This is a genomic window from Stenotrophomonas sp. STEN038 (genome assembly GCF_056759895.1).
Map to the genome: position 1 here is coordinate 14,161 of NZ_JBRRDW010000017.1, position 13,715 is coordinate 27,875.

Here is a 13,715-nt window from a genome sequence, read left to right on the forward strand (position 1 = left end):
GCAGGAGGTTGGGTTTGATGAAATGGCTCGCAGGGTTGTTGCTGGGCGGACTGCTGCTGGTGCCAGCTGCGGCACCGGCTGAAGTGCCCGCAACACCGCAGCCACGGCAGTTGACCGTGGCCGATGGCCTGCCTTCCAGCAACATCAATGCCTTTGCCGAAGACCTCACCGGTTACCTGTGGCTGGCCAGCCGCGACGGTCTTGCCCGCTACGATGGCCGCAATTACCGAATCTGGCGGGCGGAGAACGGCCTGCGCGACAACGTGGTGTGGAGTTTGCACGCTGATAAAAGCAACCGGTTGTGGATCGGAACGCAGAACGCCGGCTTGGTGATGCTGTCGCCGGACCGGCTCAAGTTCACCTTCTTCGACCAGCAGACCTACCCGCAGATAGGCAGCAATACGATCTGGGCCATCGCCTCCACGCCCGACGGCAGCGTCTGGTTTGGTACCGCTACCGGTGGCCTGCACCGGCTCGATCCGGACGGCAATATCCGTCGCTTCATGCCGATAACAGGTGATGAGCACAGCTTGCCGGCGGCGGCGGTGACGTACATGACAGTCACGCCGGATGGCAGCCTCTGGGTGGGCACCAAGGGCGGTTTGGCGCGCTGGAATGGCGCAGGCTTCGACCGGGTCAGCAATGCACTGCTGCCTTCGCCGCGCATAAACGGTTTGAAGGTGGATAAACAAGGCCGGCTGTGGGTGGCCACCAATGAAGGCGTGGTCCAGCGCCATGCCGACGGCCGCTTCGAAGCGGCCACCTGGGCAGGGGCGGCGCCCGGTGATGTGTTCAACATGCTGCAGTATTCGGCCGATGGCAGCTACTGGCTGGATACCCGTTCCGGGCTGGGCCGCATCCGCAGCAATGTGGTGCGCAACGTGCCCTTGTACAGCGCGCAGGAACGCGGGATCGTCAAGCCCAACTGGTCCAGTGCCTACGAGGACCGCGAAGGCGGGCTGTGGTTCGCCAGCACCAACGCCGGTTTATGGCATCTGCCACCGAGCTGGCGGCAGTTCTCGGTGTTGTCGCGGCATCTGGACGATCCATCCTCGTTGCGCAATCCCTATGCGTTGGCCTTGGCACCATCCGCCTCCGGCGGTATCTGGGTGGTGGGTACGCGCGGTGCGTTGGATCGGCTCGACCCCGGTACCGGTGAAGTGCAACATCATTTGCAGGCGATTGATGGCAAAAACTGGCCGCAGTCGCTGGTTGAGGATGCACACGGCAAGGTCTGGATAGGCAGTCTGGACGCCCTGGTGCGCTACGACCCGGGTGACGGCAGCGTACAGCGCTGGCACGGCAATGATGGCAAGGACGCGGCGATGATCGGTGATGCCGACATCGTGCGTAGTTGCAACGGTGGCCGCATCTGGATCTATTCCGAAGACGGTGGCATGCAACAGCGCGATGCCGATGGCCATGTGCTGCTGCAGCTGAAGCCGGGCCAGGCCGGTGTACCGGAAGCCCTGATTGAAGACATGCAGTGCGGTCCCGGGGATCAGCTGTGGTTGGCGACCGGTACCGGCCTGCACGCCTGGCAGCCGCAGCAGGGGCGCTTTGCGCCGGTGCCGGGCGGGGCTGCAGGGCGCGTCTCCACTTTCCACGTCACCGATACCGGTGTGGTCTGGATTGCCGGCCTTGGGCGCATGGATCGCTATCTGTGGGATGGGCAGCGCATGACCCTGCTTGATCGCGTTGGTGTCGAGCAGGGCTTTCCGACGCTGGCTGCGACCGGCCTGCTGGTGGACGCCGAAGGCGTGGCCTGGGCGATCAGTGCGCGCGGCCTGATCCGTATTGATCCTGCCAACCGCTCGGTGCGCATGTACGGGGTGCACGACGGCCTGCCTGGGCAGGAGTTCCGCCGTCGCTCGCTGGTGCAGGCACGTACCGGCCAACTGGCCGGTGGTACGCCCGATGGTGTGGTGTTGTTCGACCCCAGCCAGGTGAAGCCTTCAACCCGCCGACCGCCGCTGATCATCGAGCGGGTCAGCGTGCGTCGTGGCGACAAGGAGCGTGACATCACCCTGGAATCGCCCTTGCAGATACTCGATGGCGACCGCGACCTGCGCATTGCCGCGCGCCTGCTGTCCTTCGCGGACTCGGCGACCAATACCTACCGCTTCCGCCTGGCCGGCTATGATCCGGACTGGGTGGACGTGGGCGCGTCCGGCGATCGCGTGTTCTCGCGATTGCCGCCGGGACGCTATCAGCTGGAAATACAGGCAGCCACTTCGGATAACGTCTGGTCGCCGGTGCAGACCCTGGCCTTCCGGGTGCAGCCGCCGTGGGCGCGTAGCCCGGCTGGGGTGATGACCTTCCTCGTGCTCGCCGTCGCCCTGATCCTGGGCGGCGCGTGGCTGTACCAGCGGCGTCTGCGCCGACGCAATGAATGGCAGCTGGCGCGGCACAAGCAGGAGCTGGCCGAGCAGGCATCCCTGGCCAAGACCCGTTTCCTTGCCACGCTTGGCCATGAGGTGCGCACGCCGATGACCGGTGTACTTGGCATGAGCGAACTGCTGCTGGCGACACCGCTGGATGAGCGCCAGCGTGGGTACACGCAATCGATCCGCCGGGCTGGCGAACACCTGTTGCGACTGGTAAACGATGCGCTGGATCTTGCCCGTATCGAAGCCGGGCGGCTGGAGTTGCAGAACCAGCCCTTGGAACTGCGGCAGTTGCTTGAAGACGTACGCGGTCTGATGGAACCGCTGGCGCAACGGCGTGGGCTGAAATTCGAATTTGACAACCCTGCCGCCCCGCGCACGCGCTTGACCGGCGATGTGATGCGTCTGCGGCAGATCCTGCTCAACCTGCTTGGCAATGCAATCAAGTTCACCAGCCATGGTTCGGTGAGCCTGCGCGTGCGCCTGCTGGAAGGGGGCAAAGGTGTGCGCTTCGAGGTCAGCGACACCGGCCCGGGTATCAGCGCTGAGCAGCAGCAGCGCCTGTTCCGCCGCTTTGAACAAGCCGATGGTGCGCGCACCGCTGCGCGCTATGGCGGCAGCGGCCTGGGCTTGGCCATCTGCAACGAGTTGAGCGTGGCGATGGGCGGCAGCATCGATGTGGAAAGCAGTTTGGGCGAGGGCACCTGTTTCATCGTAGAGCTGCCATTGGCCTGGGAAGTGCCGCCGACTTCGCTGGATGATGATGCCGCCGGCGGTGCCTGGATGAACCTGCCGGCGCAGCGGGTGCTGCTGGTGGAGGACGATCCGACCATTGCTGCGGTGATTCGTGGCTTGCTGGAAGTGCACGGGCATAGCGCGGTACATGCCGCGCATGGTCTGGCGGCATTGACGGAGCTTTCCAACCATGAGTTCGATGTGGCCCTGCTGGATCTGGATCTGCCCGGCATCGATGGTTTCGGGCTCGCGCGACAGTTGAAGGCAATGGGCTACGAGATGCCGTTGATTGCGGTGACCGCGCGCTCCGATGCCGAGGCTGAACCACTGGCGCGCGATGCTGGCTTTGCCGACTTCCTGCGCAAGCCGGTGACCGCACAGATGTTGCTGGAGGCTATCGCTGCTGTATTGGAGATGCAGCGCCGGCAGCAGGCGCAGGCCGCGCCCGACTGAAGGGTGGGTTTACTCGGCAACTTCTTCCACCGCCCGCGGGTGCGGGCGGTTGTCGGGCAGCTGCCAGAACACCAGGGTCGAGCTGAGTGTGATCGCACCGACGCAGATGAAGGTGGCGTGCAGCGCAGCGGTCGCGCCATGACCGCCCAGGTGGTCGCCAAAGGCCGCCAGCAGACTGCCAGCGGTTGCGGCGCCAAAACCTGTGGCGAGCATCATCACCATCGACAGCAGGCTGTTGCCGCTGCTGGCCTGATGCATATCCAGGTCGCGCAGGGTGACGGTGTTCATCACGGTGAACTGCATCGAATTGACCGCGCCGAAGATCGCCAGCTGGGTGAGGCGCAGCCACAATGGCTGCTCGGCGGTGATCAGGGCGAAGCTGGCCATCGCCAAGCCCACGCAGACCGTATTGATCATCAGGATGCGACGGTAGCCGAAACGTTCGACCAGGCTGACTGCCGCGCGTTTTGCGGCCATGCCGGACAGCGCCACCGGGATCATCATCATCCCCGCGGTCATCGGGCTCAGGCCCATGCCGACCTGCAGCAGCAAGGGAATCAGCAAGGGCATTGCACCGCTGCCGATGCGTGAGAACAGATTGCCGAGGATGCCGATGCGGAAACTGATCACCTTGAACAGACTCAAGGGGAACAGCGCATTGGGCGCGCTGGCCGCATGCAACCAGTAACCGGCAAGCGCAGCGATGCCGACCACGGCCAACAGCAGCACCAGCGCATGTGCGGAGTTGATCGCCGACACGCCATCCAGTGCCAGCGACAGGGCGATCATGCCGAATGCCAGCATCAGGTAGCCGGGCAGGTCGAAGCGCTGGTTCCGCTGGCCGTAGTGGTCGGGCATGATTTTCAGCGCGGCGACGAAGCCGATGACCCCGATCGGCAGGTTGATCAGGAAGATCCAATGCCAGGAGGCGACTTCCACCAGCCAACCGCCGAGGGTCGGGCCCAGCAGCGGGCCGATCAGTGCGGGGATGGCGATGAAGCTCATTGCCGACAGGAACTGTTCGCGCGGCACCGAACGCATCACCGCCAGGCGGCCGACCGGCAGCAACATCGCCCCGCCGATGCCTTGCAGTACGCGCGAGGCCACCAGCCATTGCAGCGTGGGTGACAGCGCGCAGGCCAGCGAGCCCAGGGTGAACAACACGATCGCGGCGAGGAAGGTGCGGCGCGTGCCGAAGCGGTCGGCGATCCAGCCCGAGGCGGGGATGAAGGTGGCCACCGCCAGCGCGTAGCTGAACACCACCGACTGCATCTGCAGCGGGCTCTCGCCCAGGCTGCGCGCCATCGCCGGCAAGGCCGTGTTGACGATGGTCGAGTCCAGCATCTGCATGAAGATGGCCAGCGACACCAGCCATAGCAGGGGTTTCTGGGTGGAACTGGCGGGCAGCGGACTGGGCGGAGCAGGGGACATCAAGACGACTCGCGCTGAGGCAGGCGCTTATTGTCCTCCGATGCGTGTGCAGATGCTGCGCACGCGGCCGCTCACCTGTAGTGCCGAGCCATGCTCGGCAGGGGCTTTACCCGTAGCAGCCGCTCACCTGTAGTGCCGAGCCATGCTCGGCAGGGGCTTTACCCGTAGCAGCCGCTCACCTGTAGTGCCGAGCCATGCTCGGCAAGGGCTTTGCCCGTAGCGGAGGGGTTACGTGTAATGCCGCTGCCGAGCATGGCTCGGCACTACAGGTAAAGAAAAGGCCCGGGTTGCCCCGGGCCTTCAAGCATCAGCGGCGGCTGAGGCGGTGCACCGCATCCACCAGCACCGCGACGTGCTCGGGGTTCATGTCCGGCGACATGCCGTGGCCAAGGTTGAACACATGGCCCTCGCGCGAACCACCATTGCCGGCGGCATAGCTTTCCAGCACCTTGCCGACTTCGCGGGTAATTGCGTCGGGCGAGCCGTACAGCGTGGTCGGGTCCAGGTTGCCCTGCAGCGCGACCTTGCCGCCGGCTGCGCGGGCGGCGTCTTCCAGCGAGATGGTCCAATCCACGCCGACGCCTTCAGCGCCGCTGGTGGCCAGCTCGGCCACGTACTGACCGGTGCCCTTGCCGAACAGGATCAGCGGGGTGCGCTCGGCGCCGTCGCCGCGCTTGAGCTCGCTGGCGATGCGGTTGAGGTAACGCAGCGAGAATTCGCGGTACATCGCCGGGCCAAGCACGCCGCCCCAGGTGTCGAACACCTGCAATGCCTGCGCACCGGCCGCGCGCTGCGCCGACAGGTAGGCGATGACCGCATCGGTCACCACGTCCAGCAGCTGGTGCAGGGCCTTGGGTTCGTTCAGCGCCATCGCCTTGATGCGGGCGAAATCCTTGCTGCCGCCGCCTTCGATCATGTAGCAGGCCAGCGTCCACGGGCTGCCGGAGAAGCCGATCAGCGGTACTTTGCCGTCCAGCTCGCGACGGATCAGGCGCACTGCGTCCATCACGTAGCGCAGCTCGGTTTCCATGTCCGGCACAGCCAGCTTGGCGACCGCGGCAACATCACGCACCGGGTGCTTGAACTTGGGGCCTTCGCCGTCGACGAAATACAAGCCAAGGCCCATGGCGTCGGGTACGGTGAGGATGTCCGAGAACAGGATGGCGGCATCCAGATCGAAGCGTTCCAGCGGTTGCAGGGTCACCTCGCAGGCAACTTCCGGGTTCTTGGCCATGCCCAGGAAGCTACCGGCGCGGGCGCGGGTGGCGCGATACTCCGGCAGGTAGCGGCCGGCCTGGCGCATCAGCCAGACGGGGGTGTAGTCCACAGGCTCGCGGCGCAGGGCGCGCAGGAAGCGGTCATTGCGAAGTGGGCTGGTCACATGGAACTCCTGGGGTAAGAACCGCAGGCGCGCTGCGGCGCACCTGCAGGAAATGCGGGATTCAGGGCGCGGGCTGGCCGGCGGTGAACATCACCTGGAAGCCTTTCTTGATCTGGCCATCGCGGGCCTTTTCGAAGGCATGGATGGCGTCGTCGTGCTGCAGGAACAGCTCGCGGCGCAGCTGGATGCGGCCACCGGTCTGGCCGCTCTCACGCAGCAGCTCCCAGCCGCCGAGCAGGTCGGGCACCAGGGAAAGCTGTACGTAGCGGGGGGCTTCTTTGCCGCTGGGCGGCTGTTGCAGTAGGACGCGCATGGCGGCGATTGTAGCCGGTGTGCGGGTTTTGGGCTGGTTTTGGGGTTTGCTGCGAAGTGCTACCCCTCCCCAACCCTCCCCTGCTGCGCAAGGGAGGGGGCCATCCACTGCGATCTGTCAGATCACGACCATGCCTGCTCTTCCCCTCCCTTGCGTAGCAGGGGAGGGTTGGGGAGGGGTAAGCCTTTGACTTGCCGCTCAGCCCAGCCGCAGCACATCCAACACCGCAGCCTCATCCACATCCGGCACCACCTCGGCCTTGCCGATGCCGCGCCACAGCACCAGTCGCAGGCGCCCGGCGATGTTCTTCTTGTCCAGCCGCATATGCCCAAGCAGCGCCTCGGCATCCAAGCCCGCGGGGATTGCCGTCGGCAGGCCATAAGCCTCCAGCAGCGCTCGCAGTACCTCGGTATCCGCCGCATCGGCCATGCCCAGGGCCGCCGACAGCTTGGCCGCCAACACCATGCCAACTGCTACCGCCTCACCATGGTTGAGGTTGTCGTTACCCGGTGCGCCGTAGCCCTGCGCGGTTTCAATCGCATGGCCGAAGGTGTGGCCGAGGTTCAGCAGGGCGCGTTCGCCCTTCTCCAGCGGGTCACGCGCGACGATCTCGGCCTTGTGCTCGCAGCTGCGGGCGATGGCCTGGGCCATCGCGCCGTCGTCGCCGGCCAGCAGTGCCTGGCGTTCGGCCTGCAGCCATTGGAAGAACAGCGGGTCGCGGATGGCGCCGTACTTGATGACTTCCGCCAACCCGGCACGCAGCTCGCGCAGCGGCAGGGTGCGCAGCGCTGCGGTATCAGCGACGACCGCGCGCGGCGGGTGGAAGGCGCCGACCAGGTTCTTGCCCTGCGGGATATCCACCGCGGTCTTGCCGCCGACCGAGGAGTCCACCATCGACAGCAAGGTGGTGGGCAACTGCACGCAGTCCACACCGCGCATCCAGCAGGCCGCCGCAAAGCCGGCCAGGTCGCCGACCACGCCGCCGCCGAGGGCGAGCACGCAGGCATCGCGGGTGGCGCCCAGGCTTGCCAGCGCGTTGATCGCGCCAGCGAAATTGTCCAGGGTCTTGGAGGCCTCGCCGGCTGGAATGACGTGCTGGCCGATCTTCAGGTCGGGGCGGGCGGCCAGCAGCGCGGTTTGCACCTGGGTCAGATACAGCGGTGCAACGGTGTCGTCGCTGACCAGCAGCACGTGACGGCCGCGGATGGCGCTGATCAGCGTTTCGGCCTGGGACAGCAGACCCGGGCCGATGTGGATCTGGTAGGGGTGTTCGCCGCCGACGGCGACGGTGCGGGTGGGGGCGGTCATACGGGTCGGTTCCAGAATCTTCCATTGCGCGGCAAGCCGGGTGACGGTGTGCGCGGTGGCGTCGGCGGGGGTGTAAAGGTCGGTATCGATGATCAGGTCGGCCACGTCGCGGTAAAGCGGGTCGCGGATTTCGGCCATGGCGTGCAGCACCTGCTCGCGGTCCTCACGCTGCAGCAAGGGCCGGGTCTTGTCGCGGTGCAGGCGAGCCAGCTGCGAGGCCACGCTGACTCGCAGGTAGACCACGAAACCGCGGGCGCGGATGCGCTCACGGTTCTCAGGGTCGAGCACGCTGCCGCCGCCGGTCGAGATCAGCTGGCCGTTGCCGTCCAACAGACAGGACAGGACCCGTTTTTCGTGGGCACGGAAGCCGGCTTCGCCGACGTTCTCGAAAATGGCAGGAATGCTGGAGCCGACGTCATCGACGATGGCTTGGTCGGCATCCACGAATGCCAGCCCGAAACGCTCGGCGAGGCGACGGCCGATGCTGGTTTTGCCGGCGCCCATGGGGCCGACCAGGATGAGATTGGGGGCGGGATTCATTGCTGGAAGATGCTAGCACCTCGTGTCAGTGCCTTAACACGGTAGCAGCCAAGCTCGGCAGCTCCACGAATGGTTCGTGGTGCAACCAAGGAGTTGGACATGTCAGTGGCGAAAATCATTGAAGTCAGCGCGTCCTCCAAAACCAGTGTCGAGGATGCGGTGCGCAGCGGCATCAAGAAAGTGGCCGAGACGGTCAAGGGCATCCAGGGCGCGTGGGTCAACGAGACCAAGGTTGTCACCGACGGCGACGGCAACATCATCGAATGGCGGGTCAACCTGCGGATCACTTTCCTGGTGCAATGATGCCGTTGCGGTAATCGCGCGGTGGGTGCCCGCTGCCCAAGCTGGGCACGCATCGGCAAGGGCTCGGCGGCGCCAGCGCCGTCGAGCCGTTCATGCGAAGCCGTTGTGGTGCGGCTGGCCGGGCCGCGTCAGCCCTGTTGGTCTGCCAGCGGCTGCCGTTGCGCATCCAGCGCAATCACCCGGTCGGCGATGCCGGGCAGGGTACGCAGCGCCTGTCGGCTGATGCGCTCGTAGAACTGCACGAAGCGTTCCAGTTGCGGCCTTGTCATGCTGCTGCGGCCAGGCGATGCCTGCTGCAGCGCCTGCTCCTGCTGCCAGCGCCAGTGCGGCACCACCGCGAAGCTTGGCGGTTGCAGCATCCACAGCCGGTCAAAACGCTGCCACAGGCCGGGGTAGTGCTCGGCCAGTGACTGGTTGCACCAGCGCCGCCAGCGACCATCGGCATCGGCCTCGCGTTCCAGCGCGTTCAAGGGCACCTGCAGCGCATCGTCGGCTTCTGCCGGCGTGCCCAGGAACCAGCCCTCGAACACCAGCAGGTCCAGCGGTTGCTCGATTTTCTTCCACTGTGCTTCCGGCACCCGTTCATCGGCGAGTTTGTCAAAGCGCGGCAGCAGGAAGCCTTGCCCGGCCTTGGCCGCATCCAGCGTGGCCATCGCCAGTGCCAGGTCATGCGTGCCCGGCGGTCCACGCGTGGCAAGCAAGGGATGTACGCGATCAGCAAGCCGTTGCCGCTGCGCACGGGTCAGGTAGGTGTCATCGATGGACACTGCCGCCGCACACAGGCCGCGCGTGCGCGCCAGATCCACGATCTGCGCGGCCAGCGTGGACTTGCCGCTGCCTTGCACACCACTGATTGCCAGTACCGGCGTGCCGTTGGTACTGGCCAGCGCATCGTCCAACGCCTGTGCGACCAGTGTCGGCGCAAAGCGGCGTTGGGAAAAACTGTGCGGAACGGGGGACATGCCGCCACAATAGCCCAAACACGTGCCCTACGAAGCAGGACCATGACCAATCTTTACGCAGAAGCGCTTTCGACTTTCGCCGCATTGTTTGAAGAGGCGAAGGCTGGCAAGGAGATCGATGCCACCGCGATGACGGTTGCCACCGCCGACATCGATGGCCGCCCGTCGGCGCGCACGGTGTTGCTGAAGGCCTTCGACGAGCGCGGCTTTGTGTTCTACACGCATCTGGACAGCCGCAAGGGCCGCGAACTGCACGACAACCGGGCAGCGGCGTTGTTGTTCCTGTGGCGCAGTCTGCGCGAGGCCGGTATCCAGGTGCGCATCGAAGGCGACGCGCAGCTGGTATCCGCCGCCGAATCTGATGCCTACTTCGCCAGCCGTCCGCGTATGAGCCAGATCGGTGCCTGGGCATCGGTGCAGTCACAGCCGCTGGCATCGCGCGAGGAGTTCGAGCAGCGATTGGCCAATTTCGAGGCCCGCTTTGAAGGTCGTGACGTGCCGCGTCCGGATGGCTGGGGCGGGGTGCGCGTGGTGCCGCGACGCATCGAGTTCTGGTACGGCGCCGACTTCCGCCTGCATGAGCGCTGGTGCTATGAGGCCGACGCGGCCGGTGAGTGGGGCAAGCGGATGTTGTTCCCGTAATGGCAAAGGGAGCATCGGCATGATTGGCCCGCGCCGCATTGTCTGTCTGACCGAAGAGCCGACCGAAACGCTTTACGCATTGGGCGAGCAGGACCGCATCGTCGGCATCAGCGGCTTCACCGTGCGGCCGCCCGAGGCGCGCCGCGACAAACCCAAGGTCAGCGCCTTCACCAGCGCCAAGGTCGGCGAGATCCTCAAGCTGAAGCCCGACCTGGCGATTGGCTTCTCCGACATCCAGGCCGATATCGCCGCCGAGTTGATACGCAACGGTGTGGAAGTGTGGATTGCCAATCACCGCAGCGTGGCCGGCATCATTGACTACATCCGCCGGCTTGGTGGGTTGGTTGGCGTGGCAGCGCGTGCCAATGCCTATGCGGACGAGCTGCAACGAGGATTGGATGCGATAGCCGGGCAGGCGGCAAAATTGCCGCAGCGCCCGCGCGTCTATGTCGAGGAATGGGATGAGCCCATCATCACCGGTATCCAGTGGGGCGCCGAGCTGGTGGAGATTGCCGGCGGCATTGATGTGTTTCCGGAATTATCGCGCGAGCCGCTGGCCAAGGCGCGCATCCTTGCCAATGGTGACCCGGTGATCGCGCGCAACCCGGACATCATCATCGGCTCATGGTGCGGCAAGAAGTTCCGCCCCGAGCGGGTGGCTGCACGACCGGGTTGGGAGGCAATCAATGCCGTGCGAGACGGTGAACTGCATGAGATCAAATCGCCGCTGATCCTGCAGCCTGGGCCGGCGGCCTTGACCGATGGTGTGCAGGCGATAGCGCAGATCATCAATCAATGGTCAAAGCGGGCAGGGGCCTTGTAGGAGTGGCGTAAGCCGCGAAGCTCACAACAGCCCAGCCGCCAATCAATCTGCAATCACGGCACAACTACCGGCTGTGGGAGCGGCGTCAGTCGCGAAGCCGGTGAAAGCTAACCGGCGACAATGTCTGATGACAAACAGCAGTACGGCTCAACCAGCATTGGCTTCGCGGCTTACGCCGCTCCTACAACCTCAGTGTCAGCCTCTCGGCGCAAGCCCGGTGTAGCGCGCACGTGGTCGTATCAAGGTGCCAAGTGCCTGCTGCTCCAACGCATGCGCCAACCATCCGGTAAGTCGTGCAGTGGCGAACATCACCAACGCATGCGCGCCTGGCAGTTCATGGACATAGCAGATAGCCCCCAGCATCCCGTCAATATTCGGTCGCTGTCCGCTGACTTCTTCGGTAGCAGCCAAAACCGCTTCCACATGCCGCATGCGCGGCGAATCACCGCTTAGCTCACGCAACTGACGTAGTACTTCGGCACCGCGTGGATCACCATCGGGATACAGCAGATGATTGAAGCCGGGTAGTTCGTCGCCGCGCCGCCAACGTTCGGCAATGAAGGCGGCAGGTGACCCACTGGCTTCGGCATCCACCAGCAAGGCATGCGCGCGCGCGGTCGCACCGCCGTGGCGTGGACCGGACAGGGCTGCCAATCCAGCACTCACCGTTGCATGTAGATGCGCGCCGGTTGAGGCAACCACGCGCGCTGCAAACGCGGAAACATTCAATTCGTGATCGGCGCACAACACCAGCGCCGAGCGCACCAGCTCAGCGAAGGCTGCATTGCCAGGCATCCACGCGTCGGCCAATAAGCGATGTACTGGTCGCGCGTCCGGTTCGGTGCCGACCAGCAAAGCTGCGTTCTGACGCAGCAGCATTGCTGCGACCTCGCGGCGTACCGAGGCGACGGCGTTGAGCGATTGGCGTTGTTCCAGTGCCAGCAGCGGGATGCACGCCATTGCGCGTTCCACCGGCGGAAGACTGCCATCAAGCGCCAAGCTGGCAATGCGCGACGGCCAGGAGGGCAGGGTGGTCGAAGCGAACGGGTCTTGCTCCTCGCACTCCCATAGCAGCCGCGCGATGTCTTCCAGCGTTGCGCCTGCCTGCGCGGCAGCCACGGCAGAACGGCCACGGTAATAGGGCGCATCCGGGCGGATCAGCGAGATGCGGGTTTCCAGCACCGGCAAGCCGCGATCCAGACTTTGTGCAGCGCCGCGTTCGGCGCCGCGCCCGGCCTGCTTGCGCTGCGCCAGGCGTTCGACTTCCGCCCGCAGGTACACCCTGCTGCGGGCGGATGTGCCCGGGCGCGAGCTGAGCAGGCCGCGGCTGACATAGGCGTATAGCGTGGCGGCGCTGATGCCGAGCAGGGCACAGGCTTCACTGGCGGGTATCAGTTCGGGATCGAGGGCGTCTGGCATGGCGTATTCAATAGGTTGATTTATTGAATCAAGATTGATCAATGCATCTGATGGTGACAGATTAGTCGTCACAGCGGAATGGCATGCTCGCCACCGCCCAGCCACAAGCCAGGAGCCATCCCATGAGTCGTTCTTCCGCCGGCGCTGCATTCCGCGCCGCACTGGCCGCCGAATCCCCCTTGCAGGTGGTGGGCGCGATCAATGCCAACCACGCCCTGCTGGCCAAGCGCGCCGGTTACCGCGCCATCTACCTGTCCGGCGGCGGCGTTGCCGCTGGCTCGCTGGGCCTGCCTGACCTGGGCATCAATACGATGGAAGACGTGCTGATCGACGTGCGCCGCATCAGCGACGTCTGCGACCTGCCGTTGATGGTCGATATCGACACTGGTTTCGGCCCGAGCGCGTTCAATATCGCGCGCACGGTGAAGTCGCTGATCAAGGCCGGCGCGGCTGCTTGTCATATCGAAGACCAGGTGGGGGCCAAGCGTTGTGGTCACCGTCCCGGCAAGGAAATCGTCTCGCAGGGTGAAATGGTTGATCGGGTGAAGGCTGCAGCTGATGCCAAGACTGACCCGGATTTCTTCCTGATCGCCCGTACCGACGCCATCCAGATGGAAGGTGTGGACGCCGCCATCGAACGCGCGCTGGCCTGCGTGGAAGCAGGCGCCGACGGCATCTTTGCCGAGGCCGCTTACGACCTGGAGACCTATAAGCGCTTCGCCGACGCAGTGAAGGTGCCGTTGTTGGCCAACATCACTGAATTCGGCGCCACCCCGCTGTTCAGTCGTGATGAACTGGCCTCGGCCGGTGTGGCGATGCAGCTGTTCCCACTGTCGGCATTCCGTGCAGCCAACAAGGCCGCCGAGAATGTTTATGAAGCCATCCGTCGCGACGGCCACCAGCGTAATGTGGTGGACAGGATGCAGACCCGCGAGGAGCTGTATGACCGGATCGGTTACCACGAATTCGAGCGCAGCCTGGACAAGACGTTTGCTGCGAAGAAGTGATTGATTGGGCT

11 protein-coding genes and 1 pseudogene are annotated in these 13,715 nt (G+C 65.0%); 5 read left to right on the forward strand and 7 right to left on the reverse strand.

The features are described 5' to 3' along the window. The first annotated feature begins 17 nt into the window (after positions 1 to 17). Complete coding sequence (locus tag ACVOLS_RS08980; RefSeq protein ID WP_481545356.1) at positions 18 to 3,575, forward strand: sensor histidine kinase; 3,558 nt, start codon at positions 18 to 20, stop codon at positions 3,573 to 3,575. A gap of 9 nt (positions 3,576 to 3,584) precedes the next feature. On the opposite strand, the gene mdtD is transcribed toward ACVOLS_RS08980, so the two are convergent. The 5 genes and pseudogenes from mdtD to ACVOLS_RS09005 form a co-directional block, all read right to left on the reverse strand. Next, positions 3,585 to 5,006 (reverse strand): multidrug transporter subunit MdtD, encoded by a 1,422-nt coding sequence (mdtD, locus tag ACVOLS_RS08985; RefSeq protein WP_481545357.1) that lies wholly within the window; start codon positions 5,004 to 5,006, stop codon positions 3,585 to 3,587. 307 nt (positions 5,007 to 5,313) lie between these two features. Further along, on the reverse strand, positions 5,314 to 6,387 hold the full coding sequence (gene hemE / locus ACVOLS_RS08990; protein ID WP_481545358.1) for a uroporphyrinogen decarboxylase: 1,074 nt from the start codon (positions 6,385 to 6,387) through the stop codon (positions 5,314 to 5,316). 61 nt (positions 6,388 to 6,448) lie between these two features. After that, positions 6,449 to 6,700, reverse strand: coding sequence for a WGR domain-containing protein (locus ACVOLS_RS08995; protein WP_282265842.1), 252 nt, complete (start codon positions 6,698 to 6,700; stop codon positions 6,449 to 6,451). Between the two features lie 198 nt (positions 6,701 to 6,898). Continuing rightward, on the reverse strand, positions 6,899 to 8,008 hold the full coding sequence (gene aroB, locus ACVOLS_RS09000; RefSeq protein ID WP_481545398.1) for a 3-dehydroquinate synthase: 1,110 nt from the start codon (positions 8,006 to 8,008) through the stop codon (positions 6,899 to 6,901). Between the two features lie 15 nt (positions 8,009 to 8,023). Beyond that, positions 8,024 to 8,548, reverse strand: a pseudogene (locus tag ACVOLS_RS09005) (shikimate kinase); the annotation flags it as partial. 99 nt (positions 8,549 to 8,647) lie between these two features. Between ACVOLS_RS09005 and ACVOLS_RS09010 the strand changes: the two are divergent. Then, positions 8,648 to 8,851 carry a dodecin family protein gene (locus ACVOLS_RS09010; RefSeq protein WP_057629454.1) on the forward strand — a complete coding sequence of 68 codons (204 nt, stop codon included), beginning with the start codon at positions 8,648 to 8,650 and terminating at the stop codon, positions 8,849 to 8,851. 128 nt (positions 8,852 to 8,979) lie between these two features. Here ACVOLS_RS09010 and ACVOLS_RS09015 read toward each other — a convergent pair whose 3' ends face one another. After that, positions 8,980 to 9,813, reverse strand: a complete 834-nt coding sequence (locus tag ACVOLS_RS09015) for a kinase (RefSeq protein ID WP_481545359.1) — start codon at positions 9,811 to 9,813, stop codon at positions 8,980 to 8,982. 9 nt (positions 9,814 to 9,822) lie between these two features. Between ACVOLS_RS09015 and pdxH the strand changes: the two genes are divergently transcribed. Together pdxH and ACVOLS_RS09025 are read left to right on the forward strand one after the other, a co-directional pair. Then, complete coding sequence (gene pdxH, locus ACVOLS_RS09020; protein ID WP_481545399.1) at positions 9,823 to 10,455, forward strand: pyridoxamine 5'-phosphate oxidase; 633 nt, start codon at positions 9,823 to 9,825, stop codon at positions 10,453 to 10,455. A gap of 22 nt (positions 10,456 to 10,477) precedes the next feature. Further along, positions 10,478 to 11,278, forward strand: a complete 801-nt coding sequence (locus tag ACVOLS_RS09025; RefSeq protein ID WP_481545400.1) for a cobalamin-binding protein — start codon at positions 10,478 to 10,480, stop codon at positions 11,276 to 11,278. A gap of 195 nt (positions 11,279 to 11,473) precedes the next feature. On the opposite strand, the gene ACVOLS_RS09030 is transcribed toward ACVOLS_RS09025, so the two are convergent. Further along, complete coding sequence (locus ACVOLS_RS09030; RefSeq protein WP_481545360.1) at positions 11,474 to 12,697, reverse strand: citrate/2-methylcitrate synthase; 1,224 nt, start codon at positions 12,695 to 12,697, stop codon at positions 11,474 to 11,476. 122 nt (positions 12,698 to 12,819) lie between these two features. On the opposite strand from ACVOLS_RS09030, the gene prpB reads away from it, so the two are divergent. Continuing rightward, a complete protein-coding gene (prpB, locus tag ACVOLS_RS09035; protein WP_481545361.1) occupies positions 12,820 to 13,704 on the forward strand; it encodes a methylisocitrate lyase in 885 nt (294 codons plus the stop codon). The last annotated feature ends 11 nt before the right edge of the window (positions 13,705 to 13,715 follow it).

Excerpts from the sequence above, each read along its gene's own strand:
- ACVOLS_RS09015 (WP_481545359.1), bottom strand. The coding sequence starts at position 9,813 with ATGTCCCCCGTTCCGCACAGTTTTTCCCAACGCCGCTTTGCGCCGACA.
- ACVOLS_RS08980 (WP_481545356.1), top strand. The coding sequence starts at position 18 with ATGAAATGGCTCGCAGGGTTGTTGCTGGGCGGACTGCTGCTGGTGCCA.
- ACVOLS_RS09010 (WP_057629454.1), top strand. The coding sequence starts at position 8,648 with ATGTCAGTGGCGAAAATCATTGAAGTCAGCGCGTCCTCCAAAACCAGT.
- aroB (WP_481545398.1), bottom strand. The coding sequence starts at position 8,008 with ATGACCGCCCCCACCCGCACCGTCGCCGTCGGCGGCGAACACCCCTAC.
- mdtD (WP_481545357.1), bottom strand. The coding sequence starts at position 5,006 with ATGTCCCCTGCTCCGCCCAGTCCGCTGCCCGCCAGTTCCACCCAGAAA.
- prpB (WP_481545361.1), top strand. The coding sequence starts at position 12,820 with ATGAGTCGTTCTTCCGCCGGCGCTGCATTCCGCGCCGCACTGGCCGCC.
- ACVOLS_RS08995 (WP_282265842.1), bottom strand. The coding sequence starts at position 6,700 with ATGCGCGTCCTACTGCAACAGCCGCCCAGCGGCAAAGAAGCCCCCCGC.
- ACVOLS_RS09030 (WP_481545360.1), bottom strand. The coding sequence starts at position 12,697 with ATGCCAGACGCCCTCGATCCCGAACTGATACCCGCCAGTGAAGCCTGT.